Origin of the sequence: Octadecabacter sp. B2R22, assembly GCF_018861045.1 — a bacterium.
Lineage (GTDB): Bacteria > Pseudomonadota > Alphaproteobacteria > Rhodobacterales > Rhodobacteraceae > Octadecabacter.
Genome location: NZ_JAHKQJ010000007.1, coordinates 1,349,818 through 1,369,407, shown reverse-complemented (window position 1 = coordinate 1,369,407; position 19,590 = coordinate 1,349,818). Strand labels below are relative to the sequence as shown.

Below are 19,590 nucleotides of genomic sequence, written 5' to 3'. Positions count from 1 at the left end.
AGACACCCAATTAGAGAAGCGGCCTTTCGCTGCAGTTGCGAATTATAGGCTCGCCGTATGAGAAAGCAGACGTTCGGCAGCTTGTGGCACGTTCACCCGCAGCGAATGGCGGCAATGAGCCCATCGTTACCAATCGTCTAACTTTTCACTCGAGATCGCGAGCGACCCGAAATCCACCGAAAGTAGAACGATTATTTTCTTCTGCGCTACCACGTAGCGCGACACGCGCAGCCCGCATCGATGCGATATAAGCACCACCTCGGGTTGCCCTACGACACCCATTCACTACGCTTTTTTCAAACCACTCACTTGTCGTGAGCCAACCAAGATAGCGTTCAGTGTAGCATGATGCAGTTATTTCTGTTGCGTTACCCGACATATGTCGCAGGCCCCACGCATTCGCAGCACTTAGGCTATCGACAGTAACCGGAACTCGCCTTGAAATCAGCCTCGGCTCGCGAATCCCCAAAATTTGCTCAGACCCTTCACCGTTAAAATTGGCTTGGTCAGTGGTCAGATCATCACCTTGAGCAAAACGAGTTTGTGTCCCTGATCGGGCTGCGAATTCCCATTCGGCTTCTGTGGGAATCCGATAAACATCTGCGCCGACTTGTTCATTCAGCCACTCCGTATAGGCGACGGCGTTGAGGTAAGAAATGCTCAGGACTGGATGATCGTCTGACAGGTAAAAATCGGTTCTCTCAAGTTCTGCAGAAATGTGCTGCACATGGTTCGGCGGGACAAATCCGTTACACCCACCAGCGTCGACACACGCCATCCATTCACGCCGTGTTACTTCATTGCGTCCCATTGCGATCGGCATATCCACCGTGACTTGAAACAACGGGCGTTCATCTGAGTTGAACTCGGCGGGCGCAGGCACGCCTAAGATTTCCGCACCCTCAGGGCTAACCCACACGTAACGCGCTTCGCCGACCGGCCCGCCCATGCGGAACTCTCCTAAAGGGAGCACGATCATTTCTGGGCAGTTTGAACACTCTTGAAACATCTCAAGCGTTTGGACGTTACGCCCATCGCTGAGCGTATACACGTCTTGCGCGGCTGCACATTGTGCTATCGAAACGAGCAGGCAGGCAGACATGAAACCAATTGAGATTTTTGAAAAGAAGTTTCGCATGCATTTAAGTCCACTTCAAAATTGTCGATCTTAAGTTGTTTCGATGTTCTTAGTAAGCAAGGTCAACAACGACAAGCATTAGAGAAACTGTAGTCTGAAAAGCCGAGATGAATGGCGGCTAAGTCCGCATTGCAGTCATCGGCTCCATCAAAATGCTGCGCGATCGATCAATGTCAGCTTCGGGGAAGCTGCACCGCAGCATCTGTTCAACTCGCGAATGTCCGCTCTGGGCCGGAAGCGGCGCCGGTGACTATGGGTGGTTGTGGGCGTCGTTCGATTTATTCGGCGCAATCTTATCTGGCTTGGTCAATCTCGGTCTTGACGCTCCTACACCCTTGAAATATGCGTATTTCTGGTCGCGGGTGTTGTGTAATGGTTAAGACCCCAGTTTTCCAAACTGGAGATGGGGGTTCGATTCCCCCCACCCGCTCCAACTGATCTCCTAACATTTTGAGGCTTGAGACGCTTGGGTGCGCCCTTTGCGCGTTGGTCCGCGGACCGGCATTAGACTCGCCCGCTTGTGCGTCGGCCTTCTGACGGCTAGACCAGCGGTCGACAAAAGGATGACCCATGGCCAGAGCCCCAAGAACCGCAGAGCAAGATCGAGAAAAGTCAAAAAAAATCAGTGCTCTGTCTGCGCTTTGGCCCTTCATGAAACCCTATGGCTGGATGATCGCATTGGCGGGCACGGCCTTGGTGATCACGGCGTGTATGTCTTTGGCGTTGCCAATGGCTGTGCGCCGCGTGGTTGATAACTTTGATGTCGCTGAGACGAGCCTGCTGGACGGGTATTTTGCGGCGGCGTTGGGCTTGGCTGCGCTTTTGGCCGTTGGCACGGCGTTACGATATTATTTTGTGACCCGTTTGGGCGAGAGGGTCGTGGCCGATATTCGCGTTGCGGTGTTTAATCGGGTCATCGGCATGAGCCCTGCATTCTTTGAGCGGATCAGGACTGGTGAAGTGCTCAGCCGGATCACCACGGATACCACCTTAATCCTGAGTGTGATCGGATCGTCGGTGTCGATTGCGCTGCGCAATACGTTGATCTTCTTTGGTGGCATCACCTTGATGCTCATCACATCGGTGAAGATGTCCCTGATGGTGCTGTGGCCGATCCCGATCATTGTGTTTCCGATCATCATTTTGGGCCGCCGCGTACGCCGCTTGAGCAAAGAAAACCAAGACTGGATCGCACAAAGTTCCGGCGATGCGTCTGAGCAGTTGCTCAGTGCGCAAACCGTGCAGGCCTTTACCCATGAGGGGCAAAGTCGCACCAAGTTCTATGACGTCACGGAGCGGAGCTTTGTGGCCGCGCGGCGGCGCATCGGGACCCGTGCCATTCTGACGGCCATTGTCATCTTTATGGCGTTCAGCGCGATTGTCGGTTTCTTGTGGATGGGCGCATCTGATGTGCGCAGCGGCATCATCACTGTCGGCGAGTTGGTCCAGTTCATGATCTACACGATCATGGTGGCAGGGGCTTTGGCGGCTCTCACTGAGATATGGTCAGAACTGCAACGGGCGGCAGGGGCCACCGAACGTTTGGTGGAACTCTTAAGCGCGGATGACGCCGTGTCCGACCCTGAGACACCGCAAGCAGCACCAGATATGCGCCAAGGCGAGATCATCTTTGATGACGTGAACTTTTCTTATCCATCGCGGCCAGGAGTGCAGGCACTGAATGGTGTGTCCTTTAAGGTCACCCCGGGTGAGACGGTGGCGCTTGTTGGGCCGTCAGGTGCAGGGAAGACGACCATTATTCAGCTGTTGCTGCGGTTCTATGATCCGGTCTCAGGGCGCGTGACCTTTGATGGTCAGGACTTGCGCGACTTGGAACGCGCTGATTTCCGTCGTCACATGGCATTGGTCCCACAGGACCCCGTCATTTTTGCCGCCAGTGCACGTGATAACATTCGCTTTGGTCGACCAGATGCAAGCGACGGCGAAGTTGAAGCAGCCGCCAAAGCAGCCGCTGCGCATGAGTTTTTGATGGCGCTGCCTGAGGGTTACGATTCTTATGTCGGGGAACGCGGTGTCATGTTGTCGGGCGGGCAAAAACAACGCATCGCGATTGCACGTGCGATCCTGCGGGATGCGCCTGTGTTGTTGTTGGACGAAGCAACCAGCGCCTTGGACGCGGAATCCGAACGTGCCGTGCAAAGTGCGGTTGATATCTTGTCGCAAGATCGCACCACATTGATCGTGGCACACCGCTTGGCGACCGTTAAAAAGGCCGACCGCATTATCGTGTTTGAAGACGGCCAGATTGCCGCGATGGGGACGCATGATGACTTGGTTTCCCAAGGTGGATTATATGCGCGATTGGCCAAGTTGCAGTTCACGGACGGGGCCGACGCCACTTAATCGTTTGCAAGTTTCGCGGCGTCAGACTTGCGTAACGCGTTATTCGGCCACATCTTACAGTTAGGGAGAAGCCCGCCAGTCAAGGCGGGAACACATAACAGGGAGGAGCGCGCTATGACTTTCGCTTCAATGGCGGATCGCAATGCGATCGAGAATGAAAAGACATGGGAAGAGTGCGGCGTCGCTCATTCCATTTGGGAACAGCTTGGCCGAAACGCTGAAAAACACGCAAGCCGCGACGCGGTGACGTTTCAGATGTTTGCTGGCGATAATGACCCATTCGAGACGCTGAATTGGGCTGATCTACAAGGCAAAGTCGCGCAAACCGCGAACCTGTTTCGTGAACTTGGTGTTGGAACAGATGACGTTGTTGCGTTCCTTCTGCCCAACTCGATGGAAACCGTTCTGACGTATCTTGGCGGCGCCGTTGCGGGGATTGTGAACCCGATTAACCCGTTGCTGGACGCTGATCAGATTGGCGCAATCCTAAACGAAACCGGTGCGAAAGTCCTTGTCACGCTCAAGGCTTTCCCGAAGACGGATGTGGCGCAGAAAGCGGCTGAGGCTGTGGATCACGCGCCAAATGTCAAAACGGTCGTAGAAGTTGACCTGCTGAAATATATCGGCGGCATCAAGCGTCTGATCGTGCCGCTGATCCGCCCGAAGGTCAAAGTGAACCACGGTGCACGGATCATCGATTTCAATAAATCCATCGCAAAACAGCCGACGACCCTGACATTTGAAGACCCCAAAGAAGACCGCCCCGCAGCTTATTTCCATACGGGTGGCACGACCGGCATGCCAAAGGTTGCCCAGCACCTCAATTCGGGGATCATCTATAACTCATGGCTCGGGGATAAACTGCTGTTTGAGCCCGAGGACATCCTGATTTGCCCATTGCCGCTGTTCCATGTGTTCGCGACAATTGTGTCGTTGGGGGCCTCGCTGGGGTCTGGTGCGCATATCGTGTTCCCAACACCGCAAGGCTATCGCGGGGATGGGGTGTTTGATAATTTCTGGAAGCTGGTTGAACGCCACAAAGTGACGTTCATGATCACGGTTCCTACGGCGATGTCGGCGTTGATGCAACGTCCAGTGAACGCGGATATTTCCAGCCTGCGACTGGCGTTCTGCGGATCGGCGCCTTTGCCGCTCGAGCTTTATAAAAAATTCGAAGCCGCTGCTGGTGTGACGATCTGCGAAGGCTACGGTTTGACAGAAGCAACCTGCCTTGTGTCGATCAACCCGCCCGAAGGCGAAAAGAAGGTCGGGTCAATCGGGATTCCATTCCCACACACCAAAGTGCGCATCATTGATCCGCATACCCATGTTGACCTTGGCACCGATGAAATTGGCGAAATTTGCGTCAATTCTCCCGGTGTCTATGAGGGGCACACCTATACAGAAGAGGCCAAAAACGCGGACCTGTTCTACCCTGGTGCCAACATCAAGACCCGCCAGTATTTGCGCACAGGTGACTTGGGCCGCATCGATGAAGACGGTTACCTCTGGATCACAGGGCGTGCTAAGGATTTGATCATTCGCGGCGGTCACAACATTGACCCCGCCGAGATCGAAGAAGCACTTGCTGGCCACCACGATGTCGCCTTTGCAGGCGCAATTGGCCAACCTGATGCCCACGCGGGCGAGGTGCCAGCCGCCTTTGTTGAACTGGTCGATGGTGCGACAACAACAGTCAAAGAGCTGTTGGATCACGCAAAACGCCACATCCATGAACGCGCCGCATATCCAAAGCACCTTGAGATCATGGACGAGTTGCCCAAAACCGCTGTCGGCAAGATCTTTAAGCCTGACCTGCGTAAGTCCGCGATCACGCGGATTTACAACGAGACATTGGGCAAAGCGGGTGTTGCCGCCGAAGTCATATCGGTTGTCGAAGACAAGAAGTTGGGCCTTGTTGCGCAACTTAACAAGACAGGTGACGTGAGCGATGAACAGGTCAAATCCGCGCTGGGGTCCTTTACCCGCCCGTGGCGCTGGGCCGACTGATCATCTTAAACCCGTGAGACACTACGCCGCCCTTTAACTGGGCGGCGTTTTTCGTTTAGCTAGGGTGTGAAGGGATTGATGCCCATGAGCGAACCTTACGCCGTAGCTGTGATGGATGGCACCTGTGCGCTTTGTGCGTTCGGGGCTAAAATGGTCCACCGGTTGGACAAGGGCGGATCAATCAGGATTGCTCCTATTCAAGGACAAGCAGGCGCTGCGTTAATGCGTCAGCATGGGCTAGACCCCCTCGATCCTGACTCGTGGTTGTTTATCGAAGAGGATGGCACTGTCTGGCGCGATCTGGACGCTTTGATCCAGTTGGGGCGCCACACGGGTGGCATCGGACGCCTGCTGGTCTGGCTCAAACTCTTTCCGAAACCCGCACGCGATTGGATGTATGCTCGCGTGGCGCGTAACCGCTACGCGATGTTTGGACGCGCCGAAATGTGTGACATTCCTGATGAGGGTTTGAAGGCCCGATTGCTGCCATGAAGGTCTTGGTCATCGGGGGAACGGGCGCGTTTGGGGCACGGCTTTGCGAGCTTTTGGCGCGTGACGGTGTTGCGGTCACCATTGCAAGCCGCCGTAAGCCCAATCCGTCTTTCTTCCCTCATCTGGTTTTTGATCGCAATGGGCCGCTGACGGGGCTGGACGGGTTTGACGTGATCGTGGACGCGGCGGGGCCGTTTCATGCCTATGGCCGTGATCCATACCGCGTGGCCAAAGCCGCCATAGCAACTGGCGCGCATTACTTTGATTTATGCGACAACGCCGCGTTTTGTGCGGGCATCAGCTGTTTGGACCGTTTGGCAAAGGATGCAGATGTCGGTGTCTATTCGGGTATGTCGTCCACGCCTGCAATCACATCTGCGGCCGTCGAAGCCCTTTGCGAGGGCGTTAAACCCTTGATGATTGAAAGCGCAATTTTGCCGGGCAACAAGGCCCCACGGGGCCGCGCTGTTGTTGAAAGCATCCTGGATCAAGCGGGTCGGACCTATACCGAACAACAGGGTGGACAGGATGCCCTTGTGCGATCTTGGTCTGACCCTGAACCCTATGACCTCGGAGACTTCAGCAGACAGGGTTGGCGGATCGAAGTGCCCGATCAGCGGTTGTTTCCGGATCACTTTAATTGCCCCACAGTTAGGTTTCGCGCGGGGCTGGAACTGGGCGTTATGCGCTATGGTTTGGCGGCGTTCTCGGTTCTGCGCGGCGCGTTTGGGTTTCGCCTGCGCGACTGGATGGTCAATGGAATGATGCTGGGGGCGAAGGCGCTTGCGCCATTTGGGTCTGATCGCGGAGGGATGATCGTGGAGGTCATTGCCGCACATCACGATGGCTTTGTAATCAAACGCTGGATCATGCGGGCCAACAGTGGGGATGGCCCCTATACGCCCGCCATTGCGGTGCGAGCAGCCTGTCGGGATTTGGGGGCAATTCCGCCTGGCGCGGGTCCCGCGCTGTCTTTGGTTCCTCTGGATGCGATTGAAGCGTGTTTCGAGGATCTTGACATTGAAACAGAAACGCAAACCCGTCAGGTGTCCCCGCCATTCAAGACTGTCCTTGGTGCGACGTTCGACAAGTTGCCAAAAACTGTTCGCGCGACACATGACTCTGTCGTACCTCGTACATTCCGCGGACGGGCGAGCGTGACACGGGGCAGGGGCCTTCAGGCTCGCATTGCCGCGCTGGTGTTCGGGTTTCCGGCCACAACGGATGACATCGAGGTCGAGGTTACGAAGACCCGCTATAAGAACGGTGAAAAATGGTTGCGGCGGTTCGGGCGCAGCACATTCAAATCTTTCCTGCGCCCGACCCCAAATGGCATGAGCGAGAGATTCGGTCTTTTGACGTTTGACCTCGACCTTCATGTTCGTGATGCACGGCTGCATTTTCCTGTCAAAGGTGGCCGCATTGGCTGGATCCCATTACCCCGTTTTCTATTGCCCGAAAGCATCGCGAATGAAGCTGAGATCGATGGGGTGTTTCATTTTGATGTTTTGCTTAAAGCCCCGACAGGCGCGACTTTGGTGCATTACAAAGGTTGGCTTAGGCCCGACGAGAAAGAAACGGTCTAAAAGAGCCATGCATTTGCGGTGGCACCCCATCGGGCAGTTCGCCAGCTGCGTCTTGTTAAACCGCAGGCCGCCTATTTAAAGGCTGCAGGGAACGGCAAACAGGAAAACCGGCTTTCGCACGAACCGTCACACGTCTTAAAGCATTAGGTTGTAAAATGGTGCCCGGGGGCAGAATCGAACTGCCGACACGAGGATTTTCAATCCACTGCTCTACCCCTGAGCTACCCAGGCACTGGAAGGGGTTAACCCCTTGGGTGAGCGCGTTTTAGGCGGCTAGTTCGGGACTGTCCAGCCCCAAGTTGCCATTCATTGAAATGACTTTGCGGTCTTACGAAAGTCTTGGCAAATCAGGGTCTTCATTTGGCTCTTCAGCGGCTTTTTCCAAAGCATCTAACAGATCGTCAGCGTCGTCGGGATTCTGTGACGGCACGGCGTAGTCACCGCCGAGCCATTTTGCCAAATCCACATCCGCACAACGCTTGGAACAAAACGGCCGATATTCAGCCGCAGTATCTTTGGCGCAGATCGGGCAGGTCATGACAGTACGGCGTCTAGCAGTGGCGCAAGCGGCAGGCGTTCGCGTTTCCGCTGCAATTCAAAGTGGCCAAGTGGGGTCCAGCCAACCAGTGCTGTGTCGATTGCGTCGGACTTCAATGCACCACGCAGCGCCGCTTCGATCTGTTTGCGGTGGGCCTTGGACATCGGTGCCGGATCGATCACGATTTGACCGCCGAGGCCACGCAACCGCAATGCACGCGGCAGGGCGCTCACGGCGGCAAGGTTTGCCTTGAGCGTTGCCGCTGGTGAGGTGTCACCGCCTGTGTTCACGTCCACAGCCACGAGTGCACGAGTCGGTTCGACGAACATGAATGCGCCGCCGCCCAATCCAACTTGTGCGGATCGCAGGTTTTCGATTTGGTCCAATACGCCATGGTTTTCGAACCCACCGGATTCGGTAATAACGGTCGCAGGTTCGACCCATTCACGCCACGCGAGGGCATGGGGCCCGTCACCATCGGTAAGCGCCTCTACTGGTCCCGCCGTGTCGGCCATGATGGCACTGGCAAGCGTGTCCATTGCAGCGATGTCTTCGATGATGTCCTCATCGGCGGCTTCAGCGCAGGATGATCGCAATATCAGGCCGAATCCGTCTGTCACGCCGACCTCGTGGGCGCAGGCCAGCACGCGTTCGCGAATTTCATCATCTTTGATCTGACGGCTCACATTGATTCCGGGTTTTCCCGGCGTGACAATAGCGTAGCGGGATTTGAACAGGACACGATCGGTTACAGGAATGGCTTTGCCGTCGTCCGCGTAGCCTGTGACCTGCACAAGAATCGTCTGACCGGGCGCAAGGCCTTTGCCTTGACGAAGAAACGCTGTTTCCCCATCAGGCAGGCGCAGGATCATGCCGCCTTGGCCTTTTAGCGGGCGATCACACACAGCGCGAAAGATTGCGCTAGGGCGCGGCGCGCTGTCATCGTCGACAAGCAAGTCTTGTAGTCTACCGTCGACCAACAGTGCGGCGGCTTCGCGGCCTGCAACGTGGTCCAGAACGATCATACGTCCCTTCATTTCCAAACTCCGATTCCGGCTGATTGAAGCAAATTTGCAGTTTCGACCAAGGGGAGGCCCATAACGGCAGCAAAGGATCCTGAAATCCAAGGGATGAACGCGCCCGCTGGCCCTTGGATGCCATAGCCACCGGCTTTACCGCGCCAATCGTTCGTGGCGATGTAGCCCGCGATTTCGACGTCATTTAGGCGTTTCATGCGGACGTCTGTAACGACGTCTTTCACCTGAACACCATCGGGGGTTTTCACGGCGATTGCCGTGATGACCTTATGGCGGCGCCCTGACATAAGGCGCAAAAACGCCTCAGCCTCAGACGCGTCTTCTGGTTTGCCAAGAATACGACGGCCAATTGCGACGGTGGTATCGGCGCACAGAACAACCTCATCCGCAGCGCACGCGGACGCCTGCGCCTTTTCGAACGCCATGCGCCGCACGTAGTCGCGCGGTTTTTCAGCATCAATAGGGGTTTCGTCGATATCAGGCGCGCACACAGCATCTGGCTGCACGCCAAGCTGTGCCAAAAGCTCCAGTCGCCGAGGCGAGCCGGAGCCTAAAATCAAACGGGGCCCAGTCAAAAGACCTGCGCCACGTTATTTGAAACGGTAGTTAATCCGACCCTTGGTCAGATCATATGGGGTCATTTCGACTTGTACTTTGTCGCCGGCCAGAACGCGGATGCGGTTTTTGCGCATCTTGCCTGCCGTGTGTGCGATGATCGTATGGCCGTTTTCCAGCTCGACCAGGAATGTCGCATTCGGCAGGAGTTCCTTTACGACACCGGGAAATTCGAGCAGTTCTTCCTTGGCCATGTTCTCTCCAACACTTAGGTCCGCGACAGTGCGGACAGCGGGTAAATGCGCCCTAACAGACCTAATTTCAAGGGAAAATCGTTCAATAAGCTTCGAATTGGGTACGTGATGCGCCTTAGAAACGTTATTGGCCTGTGTTTACGCCTTCGCCCCAACGTTCAATCAGGCGGGTTTTGATCTGATCACGGGCTTGTCTGTAATAGACCAAACGGTCTTCGCGGCCTTCACCAAGGCCCGTGGGGTCCATGATCGGCCAGTATTCCACGTCCGTATGAGACATTCGCGTCAGTTCCTGCGCGAGGCGTTGGCTTGCGGGGGAGAGTGCAATGATCAATTCAAAGGACGAAAGATCATCGCCCCATTGCATCATTTCTTCAAAGGACCGGCTGCGGTGGCGGGACAGCTCAATGTCCCATTCCATACAAACATTTACCGCGAAGCCGTCGATTTCAAGGTCGTTCTTGACGCCAGCCGATTGGAGGTAAGTATCAGTTCCAAATATCTTTTTTGCAATCCCTTCGGCCATTGGTGATCGCACGGAATTATGGTCGCAGCAAAAAAGGATGGATTGGGGAAGCGTGCTCACCTCAGGCTCCGAAGTGCAAAACGCAGATCAAAGTGAAGAGGCGGCGGGCCGTGTCATTGTCGACTTCGGCTTTCCCTTCGAGCCGTTCTTCGAGGACGCGGGCGCCTTCATTGTGGATGCCGCGACGCGCCATGTCGATGGTTTCGATCTGGCTTGGAGCGGCGGTTTTCACGGCGTCAAAATAGCTTTCGCAGATTTGAAAGTAGTCTTTGACGACTTGCCGAAATGGCCCGAGAGAGAGGTGGAATTCTCCAGCGGGTTGGCCTTTTTCGGTGGCGATTTCGAAGACCAGACGTTTTTGGCGGATCGAAAGGCCAAGCCGATAGGGGCCGGTGGGCGGGATTTTGCCATCTCGTTCGGGCAAAGTGAATGAGTTTTCTTCCAGCAGGTCGAACATCGCAACTTTGCGTTCTTGTTCGATTTCGGCAGTCGGTGCAGCCAAGGCACTGTCGTCGAGATCAATATGAACAATCTTTGCCACGGGTTTAGTCCTTATTAACTTGGTCGAGTCGCGCTCGAACACTGAGACCATGTGCCTCTAAACTTTCCGAAATGGCAAGTCGTTCCGCTGCGGGACCAATCGCCGCAAGGGCATCAGGTGTCATGCGGGATAGTGTTGTGCGTTTCAGGAAATCCATAACAGACAACCCGCTAGAAAAGCGTGCGGAACGCGCGGTTGGTAGAACGTGGTTCGGCCCGCCAACGTAGTCGCCAATGGCTTCTGGGGTCCAGGCGCCGATAAAGATTGCGCCCGCGTGGGTGACTTTGGTGGCCAGCCCATCGGCATCTGCTACACAAAGCTCTAGGTGCTCCGGTGCGATTCTGTCTGATAGAACAACGGCTTCACCGAGGTCTTTGACGGTAATGATAGCCCCGTAATCGCGCCAGCTTGGCCCCGCGACTGCACGGCGTTCCAGCGTCAGCAGGCGGGTTTCAACCGCATCTGCAACAGCCTGACCGAATGCGGCATCATCTGTGATCAGGATGCTTTGGGCGCTTTCGTCGTGTTCAGCTTGGCTCAACAGATCAAGCGCGATCCAATCTGGGTTGTTGTCTTTGTCTGCAATTACAAGGATTTCGGAAGGCCCAGCGATCATGTCGATCCCAACCTTACCAAAGACGCGTCTTTTGGCGGCGGCAACAAAGGCATTTCCCGGTCCGGTGATTTTGTCGACAGGCGCGATTGTGTCGGTGCCATAGGCCAATGCAGCAACGGCTTGTGCACCGCCAATGCGGTATATTTCATCAACGCCGGCAATACGTGCGGCCAGCAACACCAGAGGGTTCACCGCGCCATCCGGCGTTGGCACGACCATTGCGAGGCGCCCCACACCTGCCACTTTGGCAGGGATCGCATTCATCAGAACGCTGCTGGGGTAGGTGGCAATGCCGCCCGGAACATAAAGACCCGCAGCAGACACGGCTGTCCAACGCCAGCCGAGCATTGCCCCAGCGTCGTCGGTCCAGCTTTCGTCTTTGGGCATTTGGCGGCTGTGATAGGCGCGAATGCGATCAGCGGCGAGTTCGAGTGCGGCGCGGTCTTCGGCGCTGACTTGCGCGCAATAATCCTCAATCTCGGCCTCAGAGAACCGCAGGCCGGCCGCGTCGAGTTCGAGGCGGTCGAACTTTGCTGTCAAATCAAGAACGGCCGCATCACCACGCGTACGAACGTCAGCGATAATGTCCGCGACGACGGCATCTACATCTGGGCTGTCTTCGCGTTTGGCGCCCAAAAGGTCGTGGAATGCTTGTTCGAACGTCGGGCTCGATGTGTCTAGAAATTGTGGCATATTAATACCTTAAGCGTCGTGTTCTGGTTTGGATTTAGACGGGGCACCATAGGGGCGCGTGACGTCTTTTAGAACGACCTCCAATGCCTCGACCTGCACACGGATTGCACCGTCGCCTGCCAGAGTAAGTTCCACATAGCCGCCGCCATCGGTGCCCTCATCAAAGGACACGGACAAGATGGACAAAACCATGTCTTTGTCGCGCGGATCTACGCCTTGGCTTTGAACGGCCATGGCATCTTCGATGACGATGACCGATTGCACCCGTTCGTAGGTGCGATTGCGGGCCTCTGCTTTGGGGGCGTCTTCCCAGCGGAACCGGTTCAAAAGGATCGCAAAACGGCGTGCCGAGCGGTCCCATTTGATTTCAGTTGCTGGGAAAATGGCGTCTTGGATCAGGCCGGAAAGAACGCCGAGGTCCTCTCCGTCTAATGCCTTAAGGCGCAGCGGCTTTTCTGCGCCGTCTTCAAAGGTTGCGTCGCTCACGATCCAGGGACCCGTTCAATATCTGCGCCAACACCACCAAGCTTGCCGGCCACGTCTTCGTAGCCGCGATCAAGGTGGTAGACGCGGTTCACTTGGGTTTCGCCTTCGGCCTTTAGACCCGCAAGGATCAAAGACACAGACGCGCGAAGATCGGTCGCCATCACAGGTGCACCTTTCATTTTATCGACGCCCGTTACAGTGGCCGTGCCGCCGTGGACTTCGATATGGGCGCCCATGCGTTCCAGTTCTGGTGCATGCATAAAGCGGTTTTCAAAGATCTTTTCTTCAAGAACTGATGTGCCGTCGGCAAAGCACAGCATCGCCATCATTTGCGCCTGCAAATCTGTAGGGAAACCGGGGAAAGGTTCTGTTGTGACGTCGACGGCCTTAGGGCGGTCACCCTTCAGCTTAACCTTTAGGCCTGTTTTGGTTTCTTCCACGGACACGCCAGCGGCATCAAGTTTTTCACAGAACGCGCCGACCAAGGACAATTTGCCACCAAGGCATTCGACTTCACCGCCAGCGATAACAGGGGCAAGCATATACGTGCCAAGTTCGATGCGGTCGGTCACAACAGGGTGGGTCGCGCCGTGCAAACGGTCAACGCCTTGGATGGTGATGCTGGATGTGCCGTCGCCTTCGATCTGGGCGCCCATTTTACGCAGGCAGTCCGCCAGATCGACGATTTCAGGTTCACGCGCCGCGTTGTTGATAACGGTTGTACCTTTGGCCAATGTTGCCGCCATCATAATGTTTTCGGTCGCCCCAACGGACGCAAACGGAAAATCAATGACAGCACCCTTAAGTTTGCCGCCATCGGCCTTGGCGTGCAGGTAGCCGTCTTTCAGGTCAATCTCAGCGCCCATTTTGGCAAGGCCATCTGTGTGGATGTCCATCGGGCGTGCCCCGATTGCACAGCCGCCTGGAAGGGACACGATCGCATGGCCTTCGCGGGCCAGAAGCGGGCCAAGCACTAGGTTGGATGCGCGCATCTTGCGCACGATTTCGTAGTCGGCTGTGGTGTTGACAGCACCGTGACACGACATGGTCTGGACTTTGCCGTCCTGCAGGGATGAAATTTCCGCACCCAAAGATTCCAACAGCAACGTCATGGTCTTAATGTCAGACAGACGCGGCGTGTTGGTCAGCGTCAGTGGTTCATCACTGAGCAATGTCGCGGGCATCAAGGTAAGTGCGGCGTTCTTCGCACCTGCAATTTCGATTTTTCCTGACAGCGACTTGCCGCCTTTAACTACGATGGAATCCATGCCTGTTACTCTTTCCCTTGCGCGGGTTTTTCATCCGCTTGTTTTTCTGCTTTGGCGCGCGCTTGCGCCTTACGCCGACCCAAGTTGGCCTTCAATGCGGCCTTTAAACGGTCTTCCCGAATTTGAGCCTGTGTCGGTTGCGATTTGTTGTTCATAATGCTTGTTACCTGAGTGCGTAAAAACCGTCCAGAGAGGGCTTGCAAGAACAGATATTTGCGTCTACTTCCGCGCTCATTAATCACTGCTGTGGCTCATGGATTGCGTATGGGGAATGCAGTAGCGTTTTAAGTGTTTGTAAATATGCAGTTTCCCGACTGTTAAACCCGACATGGGGGAGAAAGCTGGGGAACGAGAATGCTGCGTTAATCCGGCAGCACTTTCCGGTCTTGCAGGACTAACAATAGCGGTGTAACACGCCGTTGGTATGCCGGGGTAGCTCAGTGGTAGCAGCGCGTCATTGGTAATGACGAGGTCGGGAGTTCAATTCTCCCTCCCGGCACCAGTTTCACTCACAATTAGAAACGACCCGCCGAAAAAGCTGTGATGTCGCAGGATGGCTTGCGCCCTTGTGCAAGATCTGTTGCGATCTTGCCTGTGATGCCGCCGAGTGTCAGGCCGATGTGTTGATGCCCGAACGCCATAATGATGCGATCAGACGTGTTGGATGGCCCGATCACCGGAAGAGAGTCTGGCATCGTTGGGCGGTGACCAAGCCATTCACTATCAGGTGGCCCAAGGTTGCCGAACATGTTGTGGGATTTGCGTTTCAGGTAGGCGGTGCTTTTGGTGTTGAACGGTGCATCTATTGCGTTGATTTCAACGGTGCCAGCGACACGCAGGCCGTCTGCCATAGGCGTCGCGTAAAACCCGGCTTCGGCCCAACCGACAGGGCGTGACAGAAGATCGCGATGGTTCTCGTAAAGAATGTGGTAGCCGCGTTCGGTCCCGAGCGGCAGTTTGTCAGCGCCGCTGCCCTTAACGTCGCGGGATCGGGCTCCAGCTGCGATCACAAGCCGTGGCGCGCGGATTTGCGTATCGTCGTTCAACTGCGCGGTGACGCCATCCACGTCGGCGTTAGAACTGACAACTTTGTGGGGCAGGGTCGTCCCGCCAAGGGATGTGAACTTGCGATGCATGCGCAACACAAGCTCTTGCGGGGATGTGATATGGCGCACGCCCTTGAACCGCCGGCCGCGATGCAGGGGGAGGCGAATGTTGGGTTCCAAGGTCAGGATGTCGCTTGGGGACAGGTCGTCGGACTGCACGCCAAGGCGAGCGCGACGGGCCTCACTCGGGAGGGATGCGGTATGGCCCGATGCGCTGGACCAAACGTAAAGGCAGTCGTTCTCGATGATGAGGTCTTGAGCGTCCGCAAGTGCAATCAACGGGTTCAGCCCGTCGTCTGTATGGGCAAGCAATCCCGCAAGGGCGTTTGCGATATGATCCACCCGCGCGGGGCGGCAGTTGTTAAGGAAGGACAGCATCCACGCCGGATTTTTCAGCCCGTGCAACAAATTAAAGTTAAGGGGGCTGTCTGGGCTGGCCAGTAGCGAGGGTAGGGACTTAAAAATGGATGGGCTGTTCACAGGATTGCAGGCGTAAGTAGCGATCACACAAGCTGATCCTGACGTGGTGCCGGATCCAGCTGGGTTTGGGTCACATATCGCCACTCGCAAACCTTCGCTTTGGGCCCAAAGTGCGGTGGACATCCCAACCATACCTGCGCCTGCGACGATCAAATCATAGTCGTGATGGGGCTGCATGTTAGTCCGATGTCCCGTCTTTCGGTGGCGCGAGCGTCCCGCGCAGGATTGGCTGGGTTGCCAGTTCGGTGGTGCCCATTGGCGTACCGTCCGTCAATTGTCGCGCCAAAGCAAGACCCGCGCGCCGCCCCATTTCGGCGTGCGGCACAAAGACAGTCGTCAGCGGTGGGTGGACCACCTGAGCGAGCTCGAGGTCATCAAAGCCCGTAATCGAAACATCCTCGGGAACAGAAATACCAAGTTCGCGTGCGCGGCGCATCGCCCCAACGGCCAATACGTCCGCCGAGCACATGATCGCAGTCGGGCGCGGCATGCTCATCATCACCGCATCAAACCCGCGCGCGCCTTCTTCGATCCCAAAGGTGGTTTCATGGATGTTGAGGTCTGACGGGTCCAGACCTGCATCAGCCATCGCATCCTCGACCCCGTGAATACGTGCATCTGCACGGTCGTTCAGCGAGGATTCACCCGAAATGAGCGCGATTTTTGTGTGCCCCATCTTGATCACTTCGTTTGCCATCGCTTTCATGGCGACACGGTTGTCAAACCCAACGGACGGGCGCGGTTCACTTGGATCATAGGCCCAAGTCACCAGCGTCGGCACGTCTTGTGCCTTTAGGAAATCATAAATTTCTGGGTCGCGGTGGTGGCCAATTAACAAAAGCCCGTCAGCCCCACGCGCAACGAGGGACCGGATCTGATCGATCTCGATGTTCGGTTGGTACGACGTACTTGCCACAAGGATCGTGAACCCGTGGCGACGCAATTCTTCTTCAAAGGCTTGCAGGCCACGGGCAAACATCGCGTTTGCCATCGTAGGGATCACGGCGCCAATCGTGTTGGTCCGGCGGGATGCCATCGCGCGGGCGCCAAAGTTGGGCGAATATCCCAGCGCCGTTACGGCATCCATCACACGTTTGCGCGTTTTTTCAGCAACCCGATCCGGAAAGTTCAGCGCGCGCGATACAGTTGCCGTCGAAACGCCAGCCTTTTCAGACACATCATAAAGGGTTGGGGTCGGATTGTTTGACATGGGACACTCAAGATATTGATCACGACGACGTGCAGGGTTGTACCCGTTATAGAGCCGTTTTGGTCGCGTTCAATGTAAAGGCTTGCATGAATCGAAAGTAAAGGCTTACATCAGGGTAGATTCGGGGGTTCCGAAGGACAACGTTGGAGTGTTTCATGCCACGGTCCCAACGGAACCGCCGAGCCAGTGACGATACCCTTTTGAACATTCTGAACCCGTGAAGGAATTATTTGATGGCGCGTGACTACCTCAAGAAGGCGACACTGACGGCGCAATCCGGTGCATCTGATGTGTCCGATATTGTGCAAGGTATTTTGAGTGACATTGAAACGGGCGGCGATGACACAGCCCGCGAATACGCCCGCACGCTTGATAAATATGAGGGTAATGTCGTCCTGACCAAAGAAGAGATCGCGGCGGCCTGCGATCAGGTGCCGCAAAAGTTGAAGGACGATATCCTATTCGCCCATGACAACGTGCGCCGCTTTGCCGAGGCGCAAAAGGCCAGTATTCAGGACATCGAATTCGAAGTTCAGCCGGGGTTGATTGCCGGTCAAAAGGCGATCCCAGTCGCCGCGGCAGGGTGTTACGTGCCCGGTGGACGGTTCAGCCATGTAGCCAGCGCTATTATGACAGTGACGACGGCCAAAGTTGCCGGTTGCAACCACATCACAGCGGCTTCGCCACCCCGACCAGAGATCGGCCTGCCGTCAGCGATCGTCTATGCGGCGCATATTTGCGGAGCAGATACCATCATGGCCATGGGCGGTGTGCAGGCGATTGCAGCAATGAACTACGGACTTTTTGGGTTACCCAAGGCGAATATCCTTGTGGGGCCGGGCAATCAGTACGTCGCCGAAGCGAAACGCATCTTGTTTGGCGGAGTGGGGATCGACATGGTCGCAGGGCCTACTGATAGCCTTATCTTGGCGGACAAGACAGCTGATGCGCATATCGTGGCGACAGACTTGGTCGGGCAGGCAGAACACGGGTATAATTCACCGGTGTGGCTGGTCACGGATGATCGCGCCCTTGCCGAAGATGTGATGGCCCGCGTGCCAGCATTGATCGAGGCCCTGCCAGAAATGAATCGCGACAACGCGTTTGCGGCGTGGCGCGACTATGCCGAAGTGATCTTGTGTTCGGACCGCGAAGAAATGGCGGCCTGTTCGGATGACTATGCGCCAGAACACCTGACGGTTCAGGCGGATGATCTGGAATGGTGGCTTGATCGTTTGTCGGCTTACGGCTCGCTATTCTTGGGCGAAGAAACCACCGTTGCCTACGGCGACAAGGCATCGGGGACCAACCACGTACTGCCGACGTCAGGTGCTGCGGGTTACACGGGTGGCCTGTCCGTTCATAAATACATGAAGATGGTCACCTGGCAGCGCTCGACCCGCGACGGGTCCAAGCGAGTCGCACAAGCCACGGCCCGTATTTCACGGCTTGAAGGCATGGAGGGACATGCCCGTTCCGCTGATGTCCGGCTGGCCAAATATTTCCCGAATGAAACCTTTGATTTGGCGTCAGACGTTTGATGCCAAACGACATTAACGAAATCTCGCGGAGGAGCGAACCTTGAGTATAGATACAAAGATTGTGGACGATCTGGTGGCGAACGATGTTTCGTTCGTGACGACCGTTCCCTGTAAACAACTTGCGGGCGTCATCGAAGAAGTCGAAGCCCGCGACGAGATTTTCCACATCCCGTCCAACAAAGAAGACGAAGGCATGGGCCTTTGTGCGGGTGCTTGGATGGGCGGTAAACGCCCTGCGATCATCATGCAGAACACCGCGATTGGTGTGACGATCAACACCTTGGCGACTTTGACCCAGTATTACCGGATGCCATTGCCGATGATCATTTCTTACCGTGGTGAGCTGCGCGAACCTGTGGCCTGTCAGGTTGAAATGGCTGTGCACACCAAAGCATTGCTGAACCAGATGCACATCCCGACCTATCATTTCCACAAGGAAAGCGATGCGGATGAGCTCGACGCGATCCTGAAATACACATTCATGTGCAACAAACCTGTGGCGATCCTGACGGATGCGTCTTTCTGGGGAGGCTATGGCGACCAATGATTAGATCCGAAATCCTAAAAGAAATCGCCCCGATCCTGCGTGACGAACTTGTCGTCTGTAACATCGGAATCCCGAGCCAAGAGCTGCACGCCATCGACGATCAGCCGACGAATTTCTACATGCTGGGCACGATGGGTTTGGCATCCAGCATCGGTTTTGGTCTGGCGCTGGCGCAGGATAAACTCGTGATCTCGATTGACGGGGACGGTTCTGTTTTGACCAACCTAGGCACCTTGCCGACGATCGGGAACAACATGCCGTCCAACTACATCCTGATGATCATCGACAACGGGTCTTATGGCTCAACAGGTGATCAACCGACTTATGCAGGCATGCGCACCGATCTGGCTGCCATGGCAAAAGCTGCGGGCTGTGAAAACGTGATCGAAGTGCAGGACGTGGACACAGGCGCCAAGCTGCAAGAGGTCATCGACAGCGGTAAGGGCACCGTGATGGTCGTCAAATGTGACAGCGGCAACGCCAAGATGCCTGTTATCACGATGGACCCAGTGGTCATCCGTGATCGCTTTATGAAAGCGGTTGCTAGCTAAGGCTGAGCGATAACATTCATAAACGGGCGGCGCGGTTGCGTCGCCCTTTTG

At 55.8% G+C, this 19,590-nt stretch carries 20 protein-coding genes and 3 tRNA genes; 9 read left to right on the top strand and 14 right to left on the bottom strand.

Features of this window, described 5'->3' with window-relative positions:
• Nucleotides 1-145 precede the first annotated feature (145 nt).
• On the bottom strand, nucleotides 146-1,138 hold the full coding sequence (locus KO486_RS12275) for a formylglycine-generating enzyme family protein (protein ID WP_216037505.1): 993 nt from the start codon (nucleotides 1,136-1,138) through the stop codon (nucleotides 146-148).
• Nucleotides 1,139-1,496: 358 nt separating this feature from the next.
• On the opposite strand from KO486_RS12275, the gene KO486_RS12270 reads away from it, so the two are divergent.
• From KO486_RS12270 to KO486_RS12250, 5 genes are all read left to right on the top strand, one after another.
• Nucleotides 1,497-1,571: transfer RNA gene (locus KO486_RS12270), tRNA-Gly, on the top strand.
• Between the two features lie 137 nt (nucleotides 1,572-1,708).
• Nucleotides 1,709-3,502, top strand: a complete 1,794-nt coding sequence (locus KO486_RS12265; RefSeq protein ID WP_216037504.1) for an ABC transporter transmembrane domain-containing protein — start codon at nucleotides 1,709-1,711, stop codon at nucleotides 3,500-3,502.
• Nucleotides 3,503-3,616: 114 nt separating this feature from the next.
• The gene (locus KO486_RS12260) at nucleotides 3,617-5,512 is read left to right on the top strand and encodes an acyl-CoA synthetase (protein ID WP_216037503.1); all 1,896 of its coding nucleotides are present in this window, start codon (nucleotides 3,617-3,619) and stop codon (nucleotides 5,510-5,512) included.
• Between the two features lie 84 nt (nucleotides 5,513-5,596).
• Entirely contained in the window at nucleotides 5,597-6,004 is a 408-nt protein-coding gene (locus KO486_RS12255) for a DCC1-like thiol-disulfide oxidoreductase family protein (RefSeq protein WP_216037502.1), read from the top strand.
• On the top strand, nucleotides 6,001-7,590 hold the full coding sequence (locus tag KO486_RS12250) for an SDR family oxidoreductase (protein WP_216037501.1): 1,590 nt from the start codon (nucleotides 6,001-6,003) through the stop codon (nucleotides 7,588-7,590). Before KO486_RS12255 ends, KO486_RS12250 begins: the two co-directional genes overlap by 4 nt.
• Before the next feature lie 156 nt (nucleotides 7,591-7,746).
• Here the strand turns inward: KO486_RS12250 and KO486_RS12245 are convergent.
• The 11 genes from KO486_RS12245 to KO486_RS12195 all read right to left on the bottom strand — a co-directional run bounded on the left by KO486_RS12245 (nucleotide 7,747) and on the right by KO486_RS12195 (nucleotide 14,346).
• Nucleotides 7,747-7,821, bottom strand: a tRNA-Phe gene (locus KO486_RS12245).
• Between the two features lie 97 nt (nucleotides 7,822-7,918).
• Entirely contained in the window at nucleotides 7,919-8,128 is a 210-nt protein-coding gene (yacG, locus tag KO486_RS12240; protein ID WP_216037500.1) for a DNA gyrase inhibitor YacG, read from the bottom strand.
• The gene (locus tag KO486_RS12235; RefSeq protein ID WP_216037499.1) at nucleotides 8,125-9,165 is read right to left on the bottom strand and encodes a ribonuclease E/G; all 1,041 of its coding nucleotides are present in this window, start codon (nucleotides 9,163-9,165) and stop codon (nucleotides 8,125-8,127) included. Before KO486_RS12235 ends, yacG begins: the two co-directional genes overlap by 4 nt.
• Complete coding sequence (locus tag KO486_RS12230) at nucleotides 9,162-9,740, bottom strand: nucleoside triphosphate pyrophosphatase (RefSeq protein WP_216037498.1); 579 nt, start codon at nucleotides 9,738-9,740, stop codon at nucleotides 9,162-9,164. Before KO486_RS12230 ends, KO486_RS12235 begins: the two co-directional genes overlap by 4 nt.
• 15 nt (nucleotides 9,741-9,755) lie before the next feature.
• Nucleotides 9,756-9,974 carry a translation initiation factor IF-1 gene (gene infA / locus KO486_RS12225; protein WP_008186030.1) on the bottom strand — a complete coding sequence of 73 codons (219 nt, stop codon included), beginning with the start codon at nucleotides 9,972-9,974 and terminating at the stop codon, nucleotides 9,756-9,758.
• Between the two features lie 124 nt (nucleotides 9,975-10,098).
• Nucleotides 10,099-10,560 carry a low molecular weight phosphatase family protein gene (locus tag KO486_RS12220; RefSeq protein WP_216037497.1) on the bottom strand — a complete coding sequence of 154 codons (462 nt, stop codon included), beginning with the start codon at nucleotides 10,558-10,560 and terminating at the stop codon, nucleotides 10,099-10,101.
• A 1-nt stretch (nucleotide 10,561) separates the two neighbouring features.
• On the bottom strand, nucleotides 10,562-11,041 hold the full coding sequence (locus tag KO486_RS12215; RefSeq protein WP_216037496.1) for a UPF0262 family protein: 480 nt from the start codon (nucleotides 11,039-11,041) through the stop codon (nucleotides 10,562-10,564).
• Nucleotides 11,042-11,045: 4 nt separating this feature from the next.
• Nucleotides 11,046-12,350: a histidinol dehydrogenase gene (hisD, locus tag KO486_RS12210; protein ID WP_216037495.1), complete on the bottom strand. Its 1,305-nt coding sequence runs from the start codon at nucleotides 12,348-12,350 to the stop codon at nucleotides 11,046-11,048.
• Between the two features lie 9 nt (nucleotides 12,351-12,359).
• The gene (locus KO486_RS12205; RefSeq protein ID WP_216037494.1) at nucleotides 12,360-12,836 is read right to left on the bottom strand and encodes a DUF2948 family protein; all 477 of its coding nucleotides are present in this window, start codon (nucleotides 12,834-12,836) and stop codon (nucleotides 12,360-12,362) included.
• Nucleotides 12,833-14,104: a UDP-N-acetylglucosamine 1-carboxyvinyltransferase gene (gene murA, locus KO486_RS12200; RefSeq protein WP_216037493.1), complete on the bottom strand. Its 1,272-nt coding sequence runs from the start codon at nucleotides 14,102-14,104 to the stop codon at nucleotides 12,833-12,835. Before murA ends, KO486_RS12205 begins: the two co-directional genes overlap by 4 nt.
• 5 nt (nucleotides 14,105-14,109) lie before the next feature.
• A complete protein-coding gene (locus tag KO486_RS12195; RefSeq protein ID WP_216037578.1) occupies nucleotides 14,110-14,346 on the bottom strand; it encodes a hypothetical protein in 237 nt (78 codons plus the stop codon).
• Between the two features lie 184 nt (nucleotides 14,347-14,530).
• Between KO486_RS12195 and KO486_RS12190 the strand changes: the two genes are divergently transcribed.
• A tRNA-Thr gene (locus KO486_RS12190) sits at nucleotides 14,531-14,606 on the top strand.
• Between the two features lie 13 nt (nucleotides 14,607-14,619).
• Here KO486_RS12190 and KO486_RS12185 read toward each other — a convergent pair.
• Complete coding sequence (locus KO486_RS12185) at nucleotides 14,620-15,867, bottom strand: FAD-binding oxidoreductase (RefSeq protein ID WP_216037492.1); 1,248 nt, start codon at nucleotides 15,865-15,867, stop codon at nucleotides 14,620-14,622.
• A 1-nt stretch (nucleotide 15,868) separates the two neighbouring features.
• A complete protein-coding gene (locus tag KO486_RS12180; protein ID WP_216037491.1) occupies nucleotides 15,869-16,900 on the bottom strand; it encodes a LacI family DNA-binding transcriptional regulator in 1,032 nt (343 codons plus the stop codon).
• 233 nt (nucleotides 16,901-17,133) lie between these two features.
• Here KO486_RS12180 and hisD (KO486_RS12175) point away from each other — a divergent pair, with 233 nt between their 5' ends.
• Genes hisD (KO486_RS12175) through comE form a run of 3 tightly spaced genes read left to right on the top strand, consistent with a single transcriptional unit; the run spans nucleotide 17,134 to nucleotide 19,539 of the window.
• The gene (gene hisD / locus KO486_RS12175; protein WP_216037490.1) at nucleotides 17,134-18,441 is read left to right on the top strand and encodes a histidinol dehydrogenase; all 1,308 of its coding nucleotides are present in this window, start codon (nucleotides 17,134-17,136) and stop codon (nucleotides 18,439-18,441) included.
• 40 nt (nucleotides 18,442-18,481) lie between these two features.
• Nucleotides 18,482-18,988, top strand: a complete 507-nt coding sequence (gene comD, locus KO486_RS12170) for a sulfopyruvate decarboxylase subunit alpha (protein WP_216037489.1) — start codon at nucleotides 18,482-18,484, stop codon at nucleotides 18,986-18,988.
• The gene (gene comE / locus KO486_RS12165) at nucleotides 18,985-19,539 is read left to right on the top strand and encodes a sulfopyruvate decarboxylase subunit beta (RefSeq protein WP_216037488.1); all 555 of its coding nucleotides are present in this window, start codon (nucleotides 18,985-18,987) and stop codon (nucleotides 19,537-19,539) included. Before comD ends, comE begins: the two co-directional genes overlap by 4 nt.
• Nucleotides 19,540-19,590 lie beyond the last annotated feature (51 nt).

What these genes read in the sequence shown, in the direction of transcription:
- hisD (WP_216037495.1), bottom strand. Translation starts at nt 12,350, where the DNA reads ATGCCACAATTTCTAGACACATCGAGCCCGACGTTCGAACAAGCATTC.
- murA (WP_216037493.1), bottom strand. Translation starts at nt 14,104, where the DNA reads ATGGATTCCATCGTAGTTAAAGGCGGCAAGTCGCTGTCAGGAAAAATC.
- KO486_RS12260 (WP_216037503.1), top strand. Translation starts at nt 3,617, where the DNA reads ATGACTTTCGCTTCAATGGCGGATCGCAATGCGATCGAGAATGAAAAG.
- KO486_RS12235 (WP_216037499.1), bottom strand. Translation starts at nt 9,165, where the DNA reads ATGAAGGGACGTATGATCGTTCTGGACCACGTTGCAGGCCGCGAAGCC.
- KO486_RS12255 (WP_216037502.1), top strand. Translation starts at nt 5,597, where the DNA reads ATGAGCGAACCTTACGCCGTAGCTGTGATGGATGGCACCTGTGCGCTT.
- KO486_RS12275 (WP_216037505.1), bottom strand. Translation starts at nt 1,138, where the DNA reads ATGCGAAACTTCTTTTCAAAAATCTCAATTGGTTTCATGTCTGCCTGC.
- infA (WP_008186030.1), bottom strand. Translation starts at nt 9,974, where the DNA reads ATGGCCAAGGAAGAACTGCTCGAATTTCCCGGTGTCGTAAAGGAACTC.
- comE (WP_216037488.1), top strand. Translation starts at nt 18,985, where the DNA reads ATGATTAGATCCGAAATCCTAAAAGAAATCGCCCCGATCCTGCGTGAC.
- KO486_RS12265 (WP_216037504.1), top strand. Translation starts at nt 1,709, where the DNA reads ATGGCCAGAGCCCCAAGAACCGCAGAGCAAGATCGAGAAAAGTCAAAA.
- KO486_RS12250 (WP_216037501.1), top strand. Translation starts at nt 6,001, where the DNA reads ATGAAGGTCTTGGTCATCGGGGGAACGGGCGCGTTTGGGGCACGGCTT.
- yacG (WP_216037500.1), bottom strand. Translation starts at nt 8,128, where the DNA reads ATGACCTGCCCGATCTGCGCCAAAGATACTGCGGCTGAATATCGGCCG.
- KO486_RS12185 (WP_216037492.1), bottom strand. Translation starts at nt 15,867, where the DNA reads ATGCAGCCCCATCACGACTATGATTTGATCGTCGCAGGCGCAGGTATG.
- hisD (WP_216037490.1), top strand. Translation starts at nt 17,134, where the DNA reads ATGGCGCGTGACTACCTCAAGAAGGCGACACTGACGGCGCAATCCGGT.
- KO486_RS12180 (WP_216037491.1), bottom strand. Translation starts at nt 16,900, where the DNA reads ATGTCAAACAATCCGACCCCAACCCTTTATGATGTGTCTGAAAAGGCT.